Source organism: Desulfobulbus oligotrophicus, assembly GCF_016446285.1.
In the GTDB taxonomy this organism is placed as follows: Bacteria; Desulfobacterota; Desulfobulbia; order Desulfobulbales; family Desulfobulbaceae; genus Desulfobulbus; species Desulfobulbus oligotrophicus.
On sequence record NZ_CP054140.1, the window covers coordinates 1,697,820 to 1,714,915 of the forward strand.

At 50.2% G+C, this 17,096-nt stretch carries 18 protein-coding genes; all 18 read left to right on the forward strand.

What is annotated here, in order from left to right; genetic code table 11:
* The first annotated feature begins 5 nt into the window (after positions 1-5).
* The 18 genes from rpsK to HP555_RS07770 all read left to right on the forward strand — a co-directional run bounded on the left by rpsK (position 6) and on the right by HP555_RS07770 (position 17,052).
* Complete coding sequence (rpsK, locus tag HP555_RS07685) at positions 6-404, forward strand: 30S ribosomal protein S11 (RefSeq protein WP_199261191.1); 399 nt, start codon at positions 6-8, stop codon at positions 402-404.
* A 68-nt stretch (positions 405-472) separates the two neighbouring features.
* Complete coding sequence (gene rpsD, locus HP555_RS07690; protein WP_199261199.1) at positions 473-1,102, forward strand: 30S ribosomal protein S4; 630 nt, start codon at positions 473-475, stop codon at positions 1,100-1,102.
* Between the two features lie 21 nt (positions 1,103-1,123).
* The gene (locus tag HP555_RS07695; RefSeq protein ID WP_199261201.1) at positions 1,124-2,164 is read left to right on the forward strand and encodes a DNA-directed RNA polymerase subunit alpha; all 1,041 of its coding nucleotides are present in this window, start codon (positions 1,124-1,126) and stop codon (positions 2,162-2,164) included.
* Positions 2,165-2,215: 51 nt separating this feature from the next.
* On the forward strand, positions 2,216-2,599 hold the full coding sequence (gene rplQ, locus HP555_RS07700) for a 50S ribosomal protein L17 (RefSeq protein WP_199261203.1): 384 nt from the start codon (positions 2,216-2,218) through the stop codon (positions 2,597-2,599).
* A 402-nt stretch (positions 2,600-3,001) separates the two neighbouring features.
* The gene (locus HP555_RS07705; RefSeq protein ID WP_233249298.1) at positions 3,002-3,766 is read left to right on the forward strand and encodes a YkgJ family cysteine cluster protein; all 765 of its coding nucleotides are present in this window, start codon (positions 3,002-3,004) and stop codon (positions 3,764-3,766) included.
* A 174-nt stretch (positions 3,767-3,940) separates the two neighbouring features.
* On the forward strand, positions 3,941-4,717 hold the full coding sequence (rpsB, locus tag HP555_RS07710) for a 30S ribosomal protein S2 (RefSeq protein ID WP_199261205.1): 777 nt from the start codon (positions 3,941-3,943) through the stop codon (positions 4,715-4,717).
* Between the two features lie 131 nt (positions 4,718-4,848).
* Positions 4,849-5,439: a translation elongation factor Ts gene (gene tsf, locus HP555_RS07715; protein ID WP_199261207.1), complete on the forward strand. Its 591-nt coding sequence runs from the start codon at positions 4,849-4,851 to the stop codon at positions 5,437-5,439.
* 81 nt (positions 5,440-5,520) lie between these two features.
* Positions 5,521-6,228 (forward strand): UMP kinase, encoded by a 708-nt coding sequence (gene pyrH / locus HP555_RS07720; RefSeq protein ID WP_199261209.1) that lies wholly within the window; start codon positions 5,521-5,523, stop codon positions 6,226-6,228.
* A gap of 81 nt (positions 6,229-6,309) precedes the next feature.
* Positions 6,310-6,870, forward strand: coding sequence for a ribosome recycling factor (gene frr / locus HP555_RS07725; protein WP_199261211.1), 561 nt, complete (start codon positions 6,310-6,312; stop codon positions 6,868-6,870).
* Between the two features lie 36 nt (positions 6,871-6,906).
* On the forward strand, positions 6,907-7,632 hold the full coding sequence (locus HP555_RS07730) for an isoprenyl transferase (protein WP_233249107.1): 726 nt from the start codon (positions 6,907-6,909) through the stop codon (positions 7,630-7,632).
* Between the two features lie 6 nt (positions 7,633-7,638).
* Positions 7,639-8,436 (forward strand): phosphatidate cytidylyltransferase, encoded by a 798-nt coding sequence (locus tag HP555_RS07735; RefSeq protein WP_199261215.1) that lies wholly within the window; start codon positions 7,639-7,641, stop codon positions 8,434-8,436.
* The gene (locus HP555_RS07740) at positions 8,433-9,590 is read left to right on the forward strand and encodes a 1-deoxy-D-xylulose-5-phosphate reductoisomerase (protein ID WP_199261217.1); all 1,158 of its coding nucleotides are present in this window, start codon (positions 8,433-8,435) and stop codon (positions 9,588-9,590) included. The genes HP555_RS07735 and HP555_RS07740 overlap by 4 nt, the downstream gene beginning before the upstream one ends.
* A gap of 55 nt (positions 9,591-9,645) precedes the next feature.
* Positions 9,646-10,731 carry an RIP metalloprotease RseP gene (gene rseP, locus HP555_RS07745; protein ID WP_199261219.1) on the forward strand — a complete coding sequence of 362 codons (1,086 nt, stop codon included), beginning with the start codon at positions 9,646-9,648 and terminating at the stop codon, positions 10,729-10,731.
* The gene (gene tsaB / locus HP555_RS07750) at positions 10,716-11,441 is read left to right on the forward strand and encodes a tRNA (adenosine(37)-N6)-threonylcarbamoyltransferase complex dimerization subunit type 1 TsaB (protein ID WP_199261221.1); all 726 of its coding nucleotides are present in this window, start codon (positions 10,716-10,718) and stop codon (positions 11,439-11,441) included. Before rseP ends, tsaB begins: the two co-directional genes overlap by 16 nt.
* Positions 11,438-12,523, forward strand: coding sequence for a flavodoxin-dependent (E)-4-hydroxy-3-methylbut-2-enyl-diphosphate synthase (ispG, locus tag HP555_RS07755; protein WP_199261223.1), 1,086 nt, complete (start codon positions 11,438-11,440; stop codon positions 12,521-12,523). Before tsaB ends, ispG begins: the two co-directional genes overlap by 4 nt.
* 58 nt (positions 12,524-12,581) lie before the next feature.
* A complete protein-coding gene (locus HP555_RS07760) occupies positions 12,582-14,297 on the forward strand; it encodes a proline--tRNA ligase (protein WP_199261225.1) in 1,716 nt (571 codons plus the stop codon).
* Positions 14,298-14,400: 103 nt separating this feature from the next.
* On the forward strand, positions 14,401-16,566 hold the full coding sequence (locus HP555_RS07765) for a RelA/SpoT family protein (protein ID WP_199261227.1): 2,166 nt from the start codon (positions 14,401-14,403) through the stop codon (positions 16,564-16,566).
* Positions 16,567-16,584: 18 nt separating this feature from the next.
* Positions 16,585-17,052 carry a hypothetical protein gene (locus HP555_RS07770; RefSeq protein ID WP_199261229.1) on the forward strand — a complete coding sequence of 156 codons (468 nt, stop codon included), beginning with the start codon at positions 16,585-16,587 and terminating at the stop codon, positions 17,050-17,052.
* Positions 17,053-17,096 lie beyond the last annotated feature (44 nt).

Below are 17,096 nucleotides of genomic sequence, written 5' to 3' on the forward strand. Positions count from 1 at the left end.
GCATTATGGCAAAAGCTGGCAAGGCGAGCGTTAAAACAAAGAAGAAAGAAAAGAAAAATGTCCCTGAGGGGATCGTGTTTATCTATTCCACCTTTAATAATACCGTCATAACAGTGTCTGATCGGCAGGGGAATACCCTCTCGTGGGCGAGCGCCGGTGTTCTTGGGTTCAAGGGATCCCGAAAGTCGACTCCTTTCGCAGCACAGAATGCTCTGAATGACGCTGTTGCCAAGGCAAAGGAACATGGACTGCGTAAGGTCGAGGTCTATGTCAAGGGTCCAGGCCCCGGACGGGAGTCCGCTTTGAGAGCGCTTACCACAGTTGATCTGGATGTTACCCGTATCATTGACGTTACACCTCTTCCGCACAACGGCTGTAAGCCTCCAAAAAGAAGGAGAGTTTAACTGTCAGGGGCTGCGGTCTTTTTCTATTATTCCTGATAGACGACATAAGTAAGCATTGGGGGTCAAAATTGGCTAAATATACTGGAGCTTCGTGCAGGTTGTGCCGGCGCGAAAATTTGAAGATGTTCTTGAAGGGTGATCGGTGTTATTCCGACAAATGCTCTTTTGAGCGTCGATCCTTTGGTCCGGGGCAGCATGGGCAAAATCGATTTCGTAAGGTGTCAGACTATGCCATGCAGTTGCGCGAAAAGCAGAAAGTCAAGCAAACATACGGGATGCTGGAAGCGCAATTTCTTCGTTTTTTCAAGAATGCCGATAGAGCCAAAGGGGTATCAGGGGAGAATTTACTCGTCCTGTTGGAGAGAAGGCTGGACAATGCTGTTTACCGGGCTGGATTTGCCAGTTCACGGGCACAAGCGCGGCAGATGGTTCGACATAACCTCTTTAATGTTAATGCTCAAAAGGTTGATGTCCCTTCGTTTCTTGTTAAACCCGGAGATGTCATCGCTCTGAAGGAAAGCAGGCAAAAACACCCGCTTATCATCGATAACCTTGAAGGTGCTGCTCGCAGAGGGGTGCCGACCTGGTTAGAATTAGATCAAGCAAAGTTTCAATGTTCTGTTAAAGCAATGCCTAACCGTGATGAAATAACGATGCCAATTCAGGAACGACTCATAGTAGAGTTGTGTTCCAAGTAACTTCTATCGTTAGGTATGTTCATGGAACAACACATGCGGGATGATAATCCTTTTTATAATAACTGGCACATGCTCATCGCCCCCGAGAAAATCGAGGTCGATGAAAAATCACTTACCTCCTGTTTTGGGAAATTTGTCTGCCAGCCGCTTGAGAGAGGTTTTGCTGTCACGATTGGTAACTCACTGCGTCGGATAATGCTCTCTTCCATACGTGGAGCAGCCATCACTTCGGTACGTCTTGACAATGCGATGCACGAGTTTACCACGATTGATGGGGTCCATGAGGATGTCTCTGAAATCATTCTCAACCTAAAGCAGATACGCTTACAGTTGCTTGGCCCTGAAGCGCGTATTGTCTCCATTGAAAAGGTGGGCCCAGGCCCGGTTGTAGCCGGGGATATTGCAGGCAGCGGATATGTTGAGGTGTTAAATCCCGCACAAAAAATCTGTACAGTAACCGGGGATACCACTTTTCGAGCGGAGCTTGAAGTGCAATGGGGTAAGGGGTATGTAGCTGCTGAGATGAATAAGCAAGAAGGGCAGCCCATAGGTGTAATACCTATAGATTCCGCTTTTTCACCTATTGTACGTGTCCAATATGATGTAAGTCAGGCACGTGTCGGACAGCAGACCGACTATGATCGTTTAACAATGGAAATCGAGACCGATGGCAGTGTTCAGCCGCAAGACGCTTTGGCATATGCAGCTAAAATACTGAAAGAACAGATGACCATCTTTATTAATTTTAATGAAGAGGATGTTAAAGCCCCGGTCGACCTGGAAAAGGGAAAAGATGAAAAATCTTATCCGCCGTTTCTCGATAAAAATGTGGAAGATCTTGAGCTTTCAGTCCGTTCAGCAAATTGTTTGAAAAATGCCCAGATTCAGTACATTGGGCAATTGGTAGCAAAAACAGATGCCGAAATGCTGAAGACCAAAAACTTTGGTCGTAAATCTCTCAATGAGATAAAAACGTTGCTTGCAGAGCATAATCTGACTTTGGGCATGAAGTTTGACGATTGGACTCCGCCTGAGAAGCGAGAGGAGATCGTCGAAGAGTAACGAACAGACTTGTATTGACGGGACAATTTTCCTAAGAGGATAAAATAGATCATGAGACACAGAAAAGCTGGCCGACGGCTGGGACGCACCACTTCACATCGTGAAGCCATGTTAAGGAATATGGTGACATCGTTGCTTGATGAAGAGCGTATTGTGACAACAGTAGCAAAGGCCAAGGAGGCGCGACGTATAGCAGATCAGATGATAACCCTGGGCAAACGCGGGGATCTGCATGCTCGCAGGCAGGCAATGGCGTATATACGTTCGAAAGAAGTTGTTGCAAAACTGTTTGATCAATTAGGAACTTTGTACGCGGACAGGAATGGCGGATACACGCGCATAATTCGGACAGGTAACCGCTTAGGAGATGCTGCCCCCATGGTTATCCTTGAATTGGTTGAGTATAAAGACGAAGCAAAGGTTGCCGTCTCCTGAAACAATCGACAGCCGGATTTGTTTGTATGGAAAAGAGCTGGTGTGCCACGCATACCAGCTCTTTTTTTGTGTTTTTACCGCCTTGTATTCTGCTGTTTTTCTCAGTACTGCCTTGGTACGATCTGATGCAGCTTATCCTCTCGCTGTTTGCATTTTTTAAAAGCTCTTTTCGACGACAGTCCAGTGCATTTGCCCAGATAGAAATTTGGTTTTCATTGTTCCGTACTGCTCTGGCCGGTTGTTGAAGCTTTCAAAGCCTTTTGGCTTATCTGGGAGTCTTTGCTATGATTGTGCTTTGTGTGATTGAAATAAACAGTTTTACCTGCTTGCCAAGCAGCCTTGATTCAAAAATAGAGTCCAATGAACAGAATCGTATCAAAAAAACTGCAGATTGGTATTGATATGGCCGACCACCCATGCCTGCCCTCTGATCGTACACAGCTCGACGAAAGACCTTTTCACTTTCATTGTCATCCACAAGTCAGTTGTTTTCTTGTTTGCTGCTATAACGTTGATTTGCTCCTTTATCCTTTTGATGTGATCCTGTTAAAAAATTCTCTGGGCATTCATTCTGAGGATTTTCTTCAAAAACACGTCATCGTGTGTGCAGGAAGTCATTCTTATTTCCCGGGAATACAATTAAAGATGACTGAAGATACGTCACGTGCCTGTCCTTTTCTTGCAGTGAACGGATGCCGTGTGTATCGTAGCCGTCCTTCCGCTTGCCGTACCTATCCTTTGGAAAGAGGTGTTGAACGGCTCCCCGGCACTCAAAAACTTCGGGCACATTATTTTTTAACCCACCATCCATACTGTAAAGGGCATCAGGAGTCGCGTACGTATACAGTTGAGCAGTGGGAGCGTGAGCAGATGCTCCACGAGTGCAATGCATACAATGATCGCTGGGCAGAACTGGACGCGTTTTTTGCCACAAATCCCTGGGCCGGTGAGGGACATGCCGGTCCATACCAGCAGTTGGCCTTTATGGTGTGTTATAATATTGATGGCTTTCGAGGATATACTGAACAGCATCGACTGCTCAATGCTTTTAAACTATCCAAAAATGAACGGCGACGTATTCAAAACGATGACGGGGCGTTACTGTTGTTCGGTTTTGACTGGCTGGAAACTATCCTGGGTGGTCAAACCAGATTAAGCAGAAAATAGCACAGGGACTTTACTTGAAATTCATAAGCCAACATGATATTAAAAAAGGTTTAATATAAAACGTGCATAAAAATGCACCTGAACGACACACACCCCGATGGTACTCTTTGGTGTCCTTGAAGTGAGGATATGAGTGTGGGGTGGAGGACAAAACCAAATCAGAGGAGATAAACAATGGCAGCAATCACAATGCGGAAGATGCTTGAGGCGGGCCTTCATTTTGGTCACCAGACCAGACGCTGGAACCCTAAAATGAAACCCTATATCTATGGCCCCCGCAACGGCATATATATTATTAATCTGGATATCACTATGAAACTGTTCAGGAAAGCATACAGTTCAATGGTGGATATTGTAGAAAATGGTGGGTCGGTTCTTTTTGTCTGCACCAAGAGACAGGGGCAGGCAATTATTAAAGAAGAGGCCGACCGTTGTGGCATGCATTATATCAACCACCGCTGGCTTGGCGGGATGTTGACAAATTTCCAGACCATTAAGCACTCTGTGGAACGACTGAAAAAAATTGAATCAATGCAGGAAGATGGGTCCATTAATTTGTTCCCGAAAAAGGAAATTCTGCAGATGGAAAAGGAGCGGGTCAAGCTTGATCGAAACATCGGTGGAATAAAGAATATGCGCAGTCTGCCGAGTGCACTTTTTGTTATTGATCCCAAAAAGGAACAAATTGCAATTGACGAAGCCAATAAATTGGGAATTCCTGTGATTGCTCTGACCGATACAAACTGTGATCCCGATGGGATTAATTTTGTTATTCCTGGCAATGATGATGCGATCAGGGCAATCAAGCTGATGACTACAATGATGGCCGAGGCGGTGAACGAGGGCAAAGCTCGACGCGGCGAGGAGACAGAGGCCAGTGTTGATGAGCTTGAGGAGGCGATGGCCGCTGGACCGGGAGAAGAGTTGGCAGCAGAAATGGACGAGGAGTAAGATCCCCTGCCAACATATTGTCTTTGTATTGTGTCTGATGAGCCGACGGAAGGATGGTGATTTTCGTCGGTTCATTCATCCTTAGGTGAATGTATATATTTAATCGACGTGTTGTACAAAGGAGAGGGAACGTGAAGATAACAAGCCAGATGGTAAAAGAGCTGCGCGATAAGACAAATGCCGGCATGATGGATTGTAAGAAGGCTTTAACGGAAACTGCAGGTGATCTGGAGAAAGCTGTTGATCTGTTACGGCAAAAAGGACTGGCAGTTGCCGCAAAACGTGCCGGCCGCGAAACTAAAGAAGGTGTGGTAGAGGCGTATATCCATGCCGGTGGCAAGCTCGGGGTCATGGTTGAAGTTGCCTGCGAGACAGATTTTGTAGCGAAAACAGATGATTTCAGAGCATTTGCAAAAAATGTTGCCATGCACATTGCCGCGGCAAATCCTATTGCCGTGAGTCGTGAGGGGGTTCCTGAGGACCTTTTGCAACGTGAGACTGATATTTATACCAATCAGGCGCTTGAATCCGGCAAGCCTCAACAGATTGTAGAGAAAATTGTTGCCGGGAAAGTCGAGAAGTACCTTGCTGAAATCTGTTTACTCGAACAAAAATATATTAAAGATCCCGATCTGTCTATTCAGGATTTACTGAATGAACTGGTTGCCAAGATGGGAGAAAATATCTCGATCAGAAAATTTGCCCGTTTCCATATTGGTTGATGTTTGTGCGCAGTTATAATCCGATGTGCAAATTTTTTCATTCTTCTGACGGGTTGAGATTCGGTTGCCGGGGGCGACAAAATGAAATTTAAGCGGGTACTCCTTAAGATCAGCGGTGAGGCGTTGATGGGAGAGGGCTCCTATGGTATCAGCCCTGAAGTAATCAGGTTTTTATCTCAGGAAATACAGGCACTGTACAATCTTAAAATCGAGCTTGGCCTGGTGGTGGGAGCGGGGAACATCTTTCGTGGAGTTGCCGGAGCTGCGAGTGGAATGGATCGAAGCTCAGCAGATAACATGGGAATGCTTGGCACAGTCATGAACTCTTTAGCCGTTCAGGACGGCCTGGAAAGTCTTGGCATCCCTGCTAAAGTTATGTCGGCAATTACTATGTTGAACGTCTGTGAGCCGTATGAACGGCTTAAAGCAATAGAACATCTTGAACGTAAGCGTATCGTGATTTTCGCCGCCGGAACCGGCAACCCTTATTTTACAACAGATACAGCTGCAGTCCTTCGGGCACTTGAGATTAAAGCCGATGTGATCATGAAAGCCACACGGGTCGACGGAGTGTATGATCGTGATCCTGAAAAAGATCCCGGAGCGATACGCTATCACACCCTCACCTTTTCCACCGTACTTCGAGACGATCTTCGGATTATGGATGCTGCAGGCATTTCCCTTGCCCGTGATAATGATTTACCGATTTTTGTTTTCAATATGACCGAACCGGGAAATATTGTCAGAGCCGTCATCGGAGAAGATGTCGGCACACTCATTACCAACTGACAGTTCATTGCGGCCGTAAAATACAGAACAGGACGGCTTTGCATACTTTATTAAATCCAGCGTAAACTGCCATGAGGTACCATGTCAAACGTGATTATACCGCAACTGCAAGAGAAGATGTCGGCAAGTGTCGATGCCTTGAAGCGTGAACTTGTTAAAATTCGAACGGGGCGAGCGTCACTTTCGTTGCTCGACGGCATTAAAGTGAACGCCTACGGCTCGCAGATGGCCATGGATCAGGTCGGATCCATGACCATCCCGGAAAATAATATGATTGTCATTAAACCTTGGGATCCACAACTGCTGCCGGGTATTGAAAAGGCGATTCTTGCCTCAGACTTAGGCCTGACGCCGCAAAGTGATGGCAATGTTGTTCGTCTGATTATTCCTGCCCTCACCGGTGAACGTCGTAAAGAGCTGGTCAAACAGGTGAAGAAAGTCGGTGAAGAGTATAAAATTGCTGTCCGCAACGTGCGCCGTGATGCCATTGATACCTTGAAAAAAATGAAAAAAGACAAGGACCTTTCTGAAGACGAGGTGTTTCGGCTGCAGGAAGAAGCGCAAAAACAGACCGATACATTTATATCGCAGATCGATGAGATTGTCGCGGGGAAAGAAAAAGAAGTTCTCGCGGTTGGTTAATACTTCATTCTCCTCGTGTGCATGGTGGCAACCGACTTGCCCATATCTATCCCCCGCCATGTTGCCATTATTATGGATGGTAACGGACGTTGGGCGGAAGAACGTCATCGACCACGACTGTTTGGTCACAAAGCCGGTGTTGACTCTGTCCGTGAGATCGTAGAAACCGCGCGAGAGATTGGGATATCCGTTCTCACCCTGTATGCCTTTTCTACAGAAAACTGGAATCGCCCTCATAACGAAGTCAAGGGGTTGATGGCTTTGCTGAGGAATTATCTGCAGGCGGAACTCAGGACCATGCTGCAGAATGATATCCAGTTGCGCTGTCTGGGCGAACAGGAGCAACTGCCGGACGATGTCGGTCATATCCTGCAGCAGACTATTACCGAAACCAGCGTCTGCCAGGGCATGATCCTCAATCTTGCCTTGAGTTACGGGGGGCGTAACGAACTGGTACATGCGGTTCAGAGCATCGTTCAAAAGTGTCAGGAAGGTCTGCTGGACCGGCACACGGTATCGGAAAGCACCATCAACGACCATCTGTTCACCGCAGGACTTCCTGATCCTGATCTTCTCATACGAACAGGAGGTGAACATCGCCTGTCGAATTTTCTGCTCTGGCAAGCCTCCTATACTGAACTGTACTTTACCGATACCCGCTGGCCTGATTTTAAACGCAAGGAGTTTTTACAGGCTCTGCAGGTCTTCCATCACAGGCAGCGCCGATATGGCCGAACCGGTGCGCAAGTCGCAGGGGAGTAAAGAAAAATGAACCGTGTCATCCCTGGTGCCTTCATGGTGGCGGGTTGGCTTTTACTCCTTTTTTGGGGGACTGCCGAATTTTTTTGGGGAGTTGCCATTGCAGGTACTGTTGTAGCGCTCATCGAGTTTTTTCGGATGGTTCTGCCGAAGTTAACCGGCATGCCACTCTATCTATCCGTCAGCTGCTGTCAATTGCCGGTATTTGCAACCTTTTATGGAAGAGGTGATGTTGTGCTGGCGGGGGTCATGGCCAGCCTGCTGGCTGTTGTCGCCCTTGCTCTGCACCGGTTTGGAAGGGTGAATGATACTCTTGACTATATGACAGCCTGTGGTCTTGCTATACTCTATGTTGCCCTTTGTCTTGCTCATATCGTGCTGATTCGCCACTTACCGGACGGTGCATTCTGGTTGACCATGCTCGTCGGTATTGTTGCCGGTTCAGACACAGGTGCCTACTATGCAGGCCGAGCCTTTGGCCGGCGTAAACTCTTCCCCATAATCAGCCCCAAAAAAACCGTGGCCGGTGTTGTTGGTGGGATGTTTGCAGGGGTGATTGCGGCTGAGGTTATCAGCCTGTTGTTCTCTAAAAACGTGAACCCCTTCATCCTGGCTGTCGTGGCGATGGGGCTTATAGCAATCGGTATTGCTGGTGATCTGACAGAATCGATGATCAAACGATCGGTCGGAGTCAAAGATTCGGGTACCATTCTTTTCGGCCATGGCGGCATCCTTGATCGACTCGACAGTCTGTTACTTGCAAGTCCTGTGCTGTATTATCTGCTCCACTTCGGCATTCTTTCATGAAAGCCCTGTCGTTGCTCGGTTCCACCGGATCAATAGGTCAAAATGTATTAGCGGTGGTTCGGCAATTCCCTGACCGTTTCAAGATTGTTGCTCTTTCTGCAGGGCAGAACATCCGGTTGCTTGCTGAGCAGGTGATTGAATTTTCACCGGAGTGGGTTGCCATAGGCAACCCGGATCTGGTTCCGGCGCTGGCCGAACTGCTTCCAGGCAGCTACCGTCATCGAATAATGGTCGGTACCGAAGGAAACTGCCATCTCGCTACCTTGCCTGCAGTGGAAATGGTGGTCTCGGCGGTGGTGGGGGCAACCGGTCTTTTGCCGGCGCTTGCCGCCATTCATGCCGGAAAGGATATCGGCTTGGCCAACAAAGAGACTCTGGTCATGGCCGGTCGTCTGATCATGGATGCGGTTCATACCCACGGTGTTCGGCTTTTACCGATCGATTCAGAACACAGCGCCATTTTTCAGGCACTTGAGGCAGGACGTCGCGAGGATGTGGCCCGGATCATTCTCACTGCCTCTGGCGGACCTTTCCGGACATGGGAGACTGAGGCCTTGACCGATGTTGGTCCGGATCAGGCTTTAGCACATCCCAACTGGTCTATGGGCAGAAAGATTTCCATTGATTCGGCCACCCTGATGAACAAAGGTCTTGAGGTTATTGAAGCCCGTTGGCTTTTCGATATCGATCCCGCTCTGATCGAAGTTGTGGTACATCCTCAGTCGATAGTCCATTCGCTGGTTGAGTACAAGGACGGCTCGGTGGTCGCCCAGCTTGGCATACCGGATATGCGTATTCCCATTGCCTATGCCCTCTCTTACCCGGAACGGCTTGATCTCGGACTCAACCGGCTCAGCCTGACACAGTGTGGTTGTCTTGCTTTTGAACCGCCGGATCTGGAGCGTTTTCCAGCCCTGCGGATGGCGTATGCCGCCCTGACCATGGGGGGGACAATGCCGGCGGTTCTGAATGCCGCCAACGAGGTTGCTGTTGAAGCTTTCCTTGCCGGAAAGATCGGTTTTACCCGGATTACAGCCATCGTGGAAACTGCCATGGGAGAGATCCTCAATGCCGATGAACTGGAATTGCAAAGTATTCTGGAAGCAGATCAGATGGCACGCATGATAGCTCAACGAGAGATCTGTTCGACCTGATTGCAGTTTTCAGATACTCTTTCGCCATTATTTCATACTCTTCTTCGTATTTGGAATGAACTCTGTTTTATCTTTCATAGTCGTCCTTGGTGTTCTTATCTTTGTTCATGAACTCGGTCATTTTTTATTTGCAAAAGCCTTTGGTGTCCGGGTACTGAAATTTTCCCTGGGATTCGGCAACAAGCTGATCGGCTGGCAGCGGGGCGACACGGAATATCTCATCAGTGCCTTTCCGCTCGGCGGATATGTCAAAATGTTCGGTGAGCAACGTGGTGAACCTGTAGAACCGGCTGAACAACATTGCTCGTTTTCTCATAAAAAAGTGTGGCAACGATTCGGTATTGTTTTTGGAGGCCCTCTTTTTAACCTCGTGTTTGCCGTCCTCCTCTTTTTCAGTATCTTTATGGTCGCCGGAATGCCCGAACCTGTGGATTCCACTAAAATAGGTGAGGTGACGGAAGGGTCTGCGGCTGAGCAGGTCGGCCTGAAAAAGGGAGATCTCATTGTCACCATTAACGATAAACCTGTCATGTCCTGGCTGGAGGTATCAGACACCGTAAAAAACAGCCATGGGCAGGAAGTGGTGCTGGTGGTGGACCGTCAGGGAGTGGAAATGGTTTTTACGGCAAAACCTTCCATGGAAAAAGTAAAGAATTTGTTTGGTGAAGAGGTTGGCGAAAGGTACATGCTCGGCATCGTACGCAGTGATGAGATCCGCTATAAAGAGACCACACTTGTGGAATCCGGCGAAGCGGCTCTGGTGCATACCTGGAATCTTGGTTATCTGACAGTCATGGGTATTGTCAAGATGATCCAGCGGGTGATTCCGGCCAGTGAGTTGGGAGGGCCGATACGTATTGCTGAGATGGCTGGTCAACAGCTGGAAGCCGGGTGGATGAACCTATTGTATTTCATGGGGTTGCTGAGTGTGAACCTCGGTATTTTAAATCTGTTGCCGATTCCGATTCTTGATGGCGGCCACCTGGTCTTTCTCTCTCTGGAGGCTTTGCGTCGTCGACCGTTGAGTGAACGGACCATGGAGATCAGTCAGAGGGTGGGGATGGCTATTCTTGGCACACTGATGATTTTTGTGTTTTATAATGATATCCTGCGATTGTTTAAAAGATGGCTGATGTCCTGATCCTTGCCATCGAAACAGCAACCGGTTGCGGCAGTGTTGCGGTAACCCGTGGAGTCGGCCATACCGGGAAGATAGTGGCCGAGTATACCTTACAGCCCGACACACCCCATTCCCGGCATTTACTTGGGTTGATCCAAAATATCATGGCGACCGCCGGACTCCGGTGGCAGCAGCTGACTGCCGTAGCGGTGAGTCAAGGTCCGGGGTCCTTTACGGGTTTGCGCATTGGTATGGCTGCGGCACAGGGAATAGCTCTGGCTGCCGCTCTACCTCTGTTAACGATACCGACACTGGATGGGTTGGCAGTTCAGTTGCCTCCGGTGAACTGGCCGGTCTGCTGCCTGCTTGATGCAAGAAAGCAACAGGTCTATGCCGCTGTGTACCGTTTCCGTGAAAAAGGGTGGGAGCGGACCAGCCCGTTTCTTGTCATGAAGCCCGAGGAGCTGGTCTTGTCTTTTCAGGAGCCGACCCTGGTTCTTGGCCCCGGTCTGCCAGCATACAGAGCCATCTTTCATGGGCACCCCATGGTCCGACAGCTGCATACAACCCCGGTGACGCCCCGGGCGGCGGCAATTGGACTGTATGCTGCCGACCTGCTGGTACAGGGAAAAATACAGGACAATAAACAGGCAGCACCACTCTATGTTCGTGCTTCTGAAGCAGAGGTGAACCTGTTGACCACGAAAGAACAGACAGATAACGGACGATGATTATTCGGAAAAAAACCCGTACAATCCAGATCGGGTCAGTACGTATTGGTGGTGGACATCCGATCACGGTCCAGTCCATGACGAATACCATGACCACTGATACTGAAGCCACGGTCAGGCAGATCCATCAGCTGGAGCGGGCTGGATGTGAAATTATCCGAGTAGCTGTGCCGGATATGGACGCTGCCAGGGCACTGGTCCGTATTCGCGAACAGATCACCATACCGCTGCTGGCAGATATTCATTTTGATGCCCGTCTGGCAATAGCTGCCATGGAACATGGTGCCCAGGGGATTCGTATCAATCCGGGCAACCTGGGCGGAGCGGATCAGCTGGCCCGGGTGGTGGCGGCCGCCAAACATCACGCTACACCCATACGCGTTGGCGTTAATTCCGGGTCTATTGAAAAACATCTTCTGGCCCGTTACGGGTATCCTACCCCGGATCGTCCAGATGCCTTGATCGAAAGTGCGTTGACAAATGTCCGTTTACTGGAAAAACAGGGGTTTTACGATATCAAGATCTCGATCAAATCCTCTGACACCCTGACCACAATCAGCGGCTACCGGCAACTGTCAGCAATGACGGACTACCCTCTTCATCTGGGTGTTACTGAGGCGGGCGGCCTTATTCCCGGGACGGTCAAGTCCAGTGTGGCCTTGGGAATACTGCTTGCCGAGGGGATTGGTGATACCTTCAGAATTTCCCTGACCCGTGATCCGGTGGAGGAGATTCGGGTGGGGTTTGAGCTGCTCCGGTCGCTGCGTATCCGGGAACGAGGTCCGGAGTTGATCTCATGTCCGACCTGCGGCCGGACACGCATCGACCTGTTTTCGTTGGCCGAGACGGTGGAACGGCATCTGCAGACATTGCAATCGCCGCTCAAGGTGGCGGTCATGGGATGTGTCGTCAATGGGCCGGGGGAAGCCAGAGAGGCGGATATCGGTATTGCCGGTGGCCGTGGTGTCGGCATTATTTTCAAGAAAGGCACGGTCTACAAAACCGTACCAGAGGCTGAATTGGTACCGGTTTTCATTGAAGAGCTGAATAAGTTGGAAGCTGAACGACAAAAAGGGTGTTGAACCAGGGTCTGGGACTGATGCTACGGTTCGTCCCGATCTGTATGAACGGAGAGTTAAAATGCGTTATTCTCAGATGTTGTTGCCCACAACCAGGGAGACTCCGGCAGAGGCTGAAGTCATCAGTCATCAACTGCTGGTACGCGGGGGATTTATCCGAAAACTGACGTCAGGTATGTATACCTACCTCCCTCTTGGTGTGCTGGCGTTGCAGAGGGTGGCCAACATCGTACGAGAAGAGATGAACCGGGCCGGGGCCCAGGAGATCCTTATGCCCATGGTCCAGCCCGGTGATTTATGGATGGAATCGGGACGATGGAAAAAGTACGGACCGGAGTTGTTGCGGTTTCGTGACCGACACGACCGTGACTATTGCCTCGGACCGACGCATGAAGAGGTGGTCACTGATATTGCCCGTCGGGAACTGCACTCTTACCGGCAACTGCCGGTCAACCTGTATCAGATTCAGACCAAATTCCGCGATGAGATCCGCCCGCGTTTCGGATTAATGCGCGGTCGTGAATTCATGATGAAGGATGCCTACTCCTTTGACAGCGACGACTCCGGAGCCAACCTGAGCTACGAGACTATGCGGCAGGCATATGTACGTATCTTTCAGCGGTGCGGCCTGGAATTTCGAGCTGTAGAGGCTGACAGCGGTACCATTGGTGGCTCCTTTTCCCATGAGTTTATGGTTTTGGCCGAGGCCGGTGAAGACACTTTGGTGATCTGTGATGCCTGCTTGTATGCAGCCAATGTGGAAAAAGCCGCAATTGCGCCAAGGCAACCCGTTGCTCAGAGTGTTGCCCTGATGGAGATGACCAGGGTGGCGACACCGGGTATGAAACAGGTGGATACAGTTGCCGATTTTCTGTCCGTGAATGCCACCGACATCATTAAGACGATGATCTATCAGGCGGACGGGGTATTGGTGGCGGCGCTGGTTCGTGGTGACCGTAAGGTACAGACGGTCAAGTTGAAGAATCTTCTGGGAGCAGGTGAGATTGAATCGCTGACCGATGAGCAGGTCTGGCAGCAGGCTCGCCTTCCTCTCGGGTATGTAGGGCCGGTGGGCCTGCCGTTGAAAATTATTGCTGATCAGGAAGTGATGGCTATGATCAACGCTGTGGCCGGTGCCAATGAAAAGGGATACCACTATACCGGAGTGAATCCCGGACGGGACTTTCAGCCTGCAGTGGTCGGCGATCTGCGGCAGGTTGCAGCGGATGATAGCTGCCCCCTGTGTGCAGGCCGTCTGCGCCTGACAGAAGGTATTGAGGTCGGCCACATCTTTAAACTGGGTACCAGCTATTCCGAAGTCATGAAAGCCTCTTTCCAGGACTCTGACGGTCTGGATAAACCGTTTATCATGGGGTGTTACGGTATTGGTGTCAGCCGGGTCGTCGCAGCAGCCATTGAACAGAACCACGATGACAGGGGGATTGTCTTCCCGGTTCCACTGGCCCCTTTTCAGGTGATTATTCTTAACCTGGGGCCTAAAGAGGATGATTATTGTCAGGCTGCGGAGCGGCTCTATACCGAGCTGCGTGATGGTGGCCTTGACGTACTGTATGATGATCGGGATGAACGGCCCGGTTCCAAGTTCAATGATGCCGACCTCATCGGGATTCCTTTTCGCCTGACTGTTGGTAAAACCTTTGCAAAGGAAGGCAAGGTTGAGCTGAAAATACGAAAGACTGGGGAAACGCGGATCTTGACAATGGAGGCGATGGTTTCGGAGGTAACTGAACTGGTCAAGCAGGCACTTTCCTGTTAAAAGTAGTCGAGACAATGACTGGTAGACTGAGGCCGATTGCCCGGTTGCGACCGTTGCAATCTGCTCTTATGGGTAACTCCCCCTACAACAACATGTAAATAACATGTCGAATATTAATCCTCTGCTCTCCTTGGCGTCAGCGTACCTGCCCGGAGTCGATCTCAGTCGCTTGAGTGAGGCCTACGAATTCGTCTGTGAACGACATAAGGGACACCGGTACCCCACAGGTGAATCGTATGTCGACCATCTTCTGGCAGTCGCTTCAACCCTGGCTTCAATGAAGCTGGACCTTGACACTGTTGTTGCCGGACTTCTGCATGGATCGATCAAAGAAGGTGTCGCCACACTGGATGAGCTCAAAAAGAAGTTTGGTGAACCGGTCGCCAATATCGTCAACGGCACAACCCGTATTACCAATGTACGGTACAACAGCCAGCTTGCACACGAAGCCGGGAACATCCGCAAGCTCCTTCTGGCAATGGGTGCTGACATCCGTGTGCTTTTGGTCAAGCTTGCAGATCGTCTGCAGGATATGCTCAACCTCGATGCCCTGGATACAACCGAGCAACGCACCAAGGCACGGGAGACCATGGATCTGTATGCTCCCCTGGCGAGCCGGATCGGTATCGAATGGCTTAAACGCGAGCTGGAGGATCTATCCTTCAAGTATCTTTTTCCTGTTGAATATGCCGACCTGACAGCTCACATGGAAAGCACTCTGGCAGAGCGTCAGGCCTATGTCGATGAGGTCATTGATATTCTGTATGCTAAATTGCGTGCCAATAAAATTGAGCCGGTACGGATTGTCGGCCGTCCAAAACACCTCTATTCGATTTACAAGAAGCTGATGGTGCAGAAAATTCCCCTGGAACGTGTCTATGACAAGGTTGCTTTCCGGATCATCGTCAACAGTGTCAAAGACTGTTACCAGACCTTAGGGACCGTTCATGCCGACTGGCCGCCGGTACCCGGACGGATTAAGGACTGGATCAGTGCGCCGAAGTCAAACAACTATCAATCGTTGCACACAACCGTTTCCGGACCGGATGGTCATTTTATTGAAATCCAGATTCGGACCATTGAGATGGATCGGATAGCCCAGGAGGGAGTTGCTGCACACTGGGCCTACAAAGAGGGACAGCAGATCACCGATGGTGATGCACGTTTGTTTAAAGAGCTAAAACAGCTGGTGCAAACTCTGCAGGATGTTGAGGATCCGAACGAGTTCATGGAATCCGTGCGTGGTGAGTTGTTTGAGCCGGATGTCTTTGCCCTGACACCAACCGGTGAGGTCCGTGAACTTCCCCGGGGGAGTACACCGATCGATTTTGCGTATGCCATCCATACCGCCATTGGTGACACCTGCGTTGGCGCCAAGGTGAATGGTCATATTGTTCAGCTGAAACATCAGCTGCAAAATGGCGACATTGTTGAGATCTTTACCCAGAAAAATCAGCATCCCCGTCGTGCCTGGCTGCAGTTTGTCAAGACAAGCAGGGCACGTACCCGAATTCGTCAGTATCTGCGACGTGAAGAAAGGGAACGGGCACTGAAACTCGGTCGCGAAATCTGCGAACGCGAACTGCGAAAGTACGACATCCGGTTTCGCAGTTTGCTGAAAAGCGGCCACTTGCGTCTATTGTTAAAGGAGCTGAACTGCCAGTCACTGGATGATCTGCTTATTCGGGTTGGGAACGGCTCCATAACGATTCCACAGCTCGTCCGGACACTCCAGCCTGAAGAGTTCCGTGAGGCTGAAGAAAAACGCCATAAAGCCGAACTGATCGAACGTGCCCAGCGAACTGCGGCCGGCATTCGACGGGAAGCGGGCAAGGGTAAGGCGAATGATATTGCCGGGATTGATGGTATGCTGATGAGGATCAGTCAATGCTGCCACCCGATTCCCGGTGACCCTATCCTGGGTTTTGTGACCACCGGATCCGGGGTTTCAATTCATAGGGCCGCCTGTCAGAATTTGTTGGCCACTGACCCCGGACGTTGGCTGGAGGTAAGCTGGTCCGATGCACCACAGTCGACATATCGCACCGCCTTACGGATCAGGGCGGAGAACCGGAAAAGTCTTCTTGCTGATATCAGTTCCACCATAAGTGCTGACGATGCTGATATCGTTGAGTTAACGGCTCGAACCACCACAGAAAATATTGCTGAACTGGATGTGCTGCTCGACATTATTGATCTGAAGCATTTACAGGTCCTGCAACAGCATCTCCTGCAGATGCCTGAGGTGCTTGAGGTCCGCCGTTCCTGATTGTGTGTGGTGAAGGATGTGATCAGCAGCCATCAGGAGGTGTTTGTGTGCTGTGCAGTTTGCGGCAACGAAGTTGAGGTGACCGGGCATCGATGTCCGTTTTGTCATGCACAGCAGCCAACCTGTTCCGAGCACATAAAAAGACCGCTGCACCGGCTGGTTAATCTGAAAATGGGCAAGCCGGTGGTGGAGCAGGCCCTTGATCGTTTGGCCGTGGTCCTCCTCAGCAGCAGTCAAGAGGGGCACAAGGTGTTGACGTTGATCCACGGCTATGGATCGAGTGGAACCGGTGGGGGCATTAAACTGGCGGTTCGTCGACAGCTGCAGGACTTTGTGCAACAGGGAAAAGTTCGCACTGTTATTCCGGGTGAAGAGTTTGAGGGACGTTCCGCCCGTGGACGGCAACTTGTCCGATCGTATCCTTTTCTTGCCGGGCATCGTGATCTTAATCGCGCCAATCCCGGTATCACCGTGGTTATTCTCTGAGCCGGCCGAGTACCATCAGCCGGCTTCTATCCGCGTTTACCTTA

What these genes read in the sequence shown, in the direction of transcription:
- rpsK (WP_199261191.1), top strand. Translation starts at nt 6, where the DNA reads ATGGCAAAAGCTGGCAAGGCGAGCGTTAAAACAAAGAAGAAAGAAAAG.
- HP555_RS07695 (WP_199261201.1), top strand. Translation starts at nt 1,124, where the DNA reads ATGGAACAACACATGCGGGATGATAATCCTTTTTATAATAACTGGCAC.
- rplQ (WP_199261203.1), top strand. Translation starts at nt 2,216, where the DNA reads ATGAGACACAGAAAAGCTGGCCGACGGCTGGGACGCACCACTTCACAT.
- HP555_RS07705 (WP_233249298.1), top strand. Translation starts at nt 3,002, where the DNA reads ATGGCCGACCACCCATGCCTGCCCTCTGATCGTACACAGCTCGACGAA.
- rpsB (WP_199261205.1), top strand. Translation starts at nt 3,941, where the DNA reads ATGGCAGCAATCACAATGCGGAAGATGCTTGAGGCGGGCCTTCATTTT.
- pyrH (WP_199261209.1), top strand. Translation starts at nt 5,521, where the DNA reads ATGAAATTTAAGCGGGTACTCCTTAAGATCAGCGGTGAGGCGTTGATG.
- frr (WP_199261211.1), top strand. Translation starts at nt 6,310, where the DNA reads ATGTCAAACGTGATTATACCGCAACTGCAAGAGAAGATGTCGGCAAGT.
- HP555_RS07735 (WP_199261215.1), top strand. Translation starts at nt 7,639, where the DNA reads ATGAACCGTGTCATCCCTGGTGCCTTCATGGTGGCGGGTTGGCTTTTA.
- HP555_RS07740 (WP_199261217.1), top strand. Translation starts at nt 8,433, where the DNA reads ATGAAAGCCCTGTCGTTGCTCGGTTCCACCGGATCAATAGGTCAAAAT.
- rseP (WP_199261219.1), top strand. Translation starts at nt 9,646, where the DNA reads ATGAACTCTGTTTTATCTTTCATAGTCGTCCTTGGTGTTCTTATCTTT.
- tsaB (WP_199261221.1), top strand. Translation starts at nt 10,716, where the DNA reads ATGGCTGATGTCCTGATCCTTGCCATCGAAACAGCAACCGGTTGCGGC.
- ispG (WP_199261223.1), top strand. Translation starts at nt 11,438, where the DNA reads ATGATTATTCGGAAAAAAACCCGTACAATCCAGATCGGGTCAGTACGT.
- HP555_RS07760 (WP_199261225.1), top strand. Translation starts at nt 12,582, where the DNA reads ATGCGTTATTCTCAGATGTTGTTGCCCACAACCAGGGAGACTCCGGCA.
- HP555_RS07765 (WP_199261227.1), top strand. Translation starts at nt 14,401, where the DNA reads ATGTCGAATATTAATCCTCTGCTCTCCTTGGCGTCAGCGTACCTGCCC.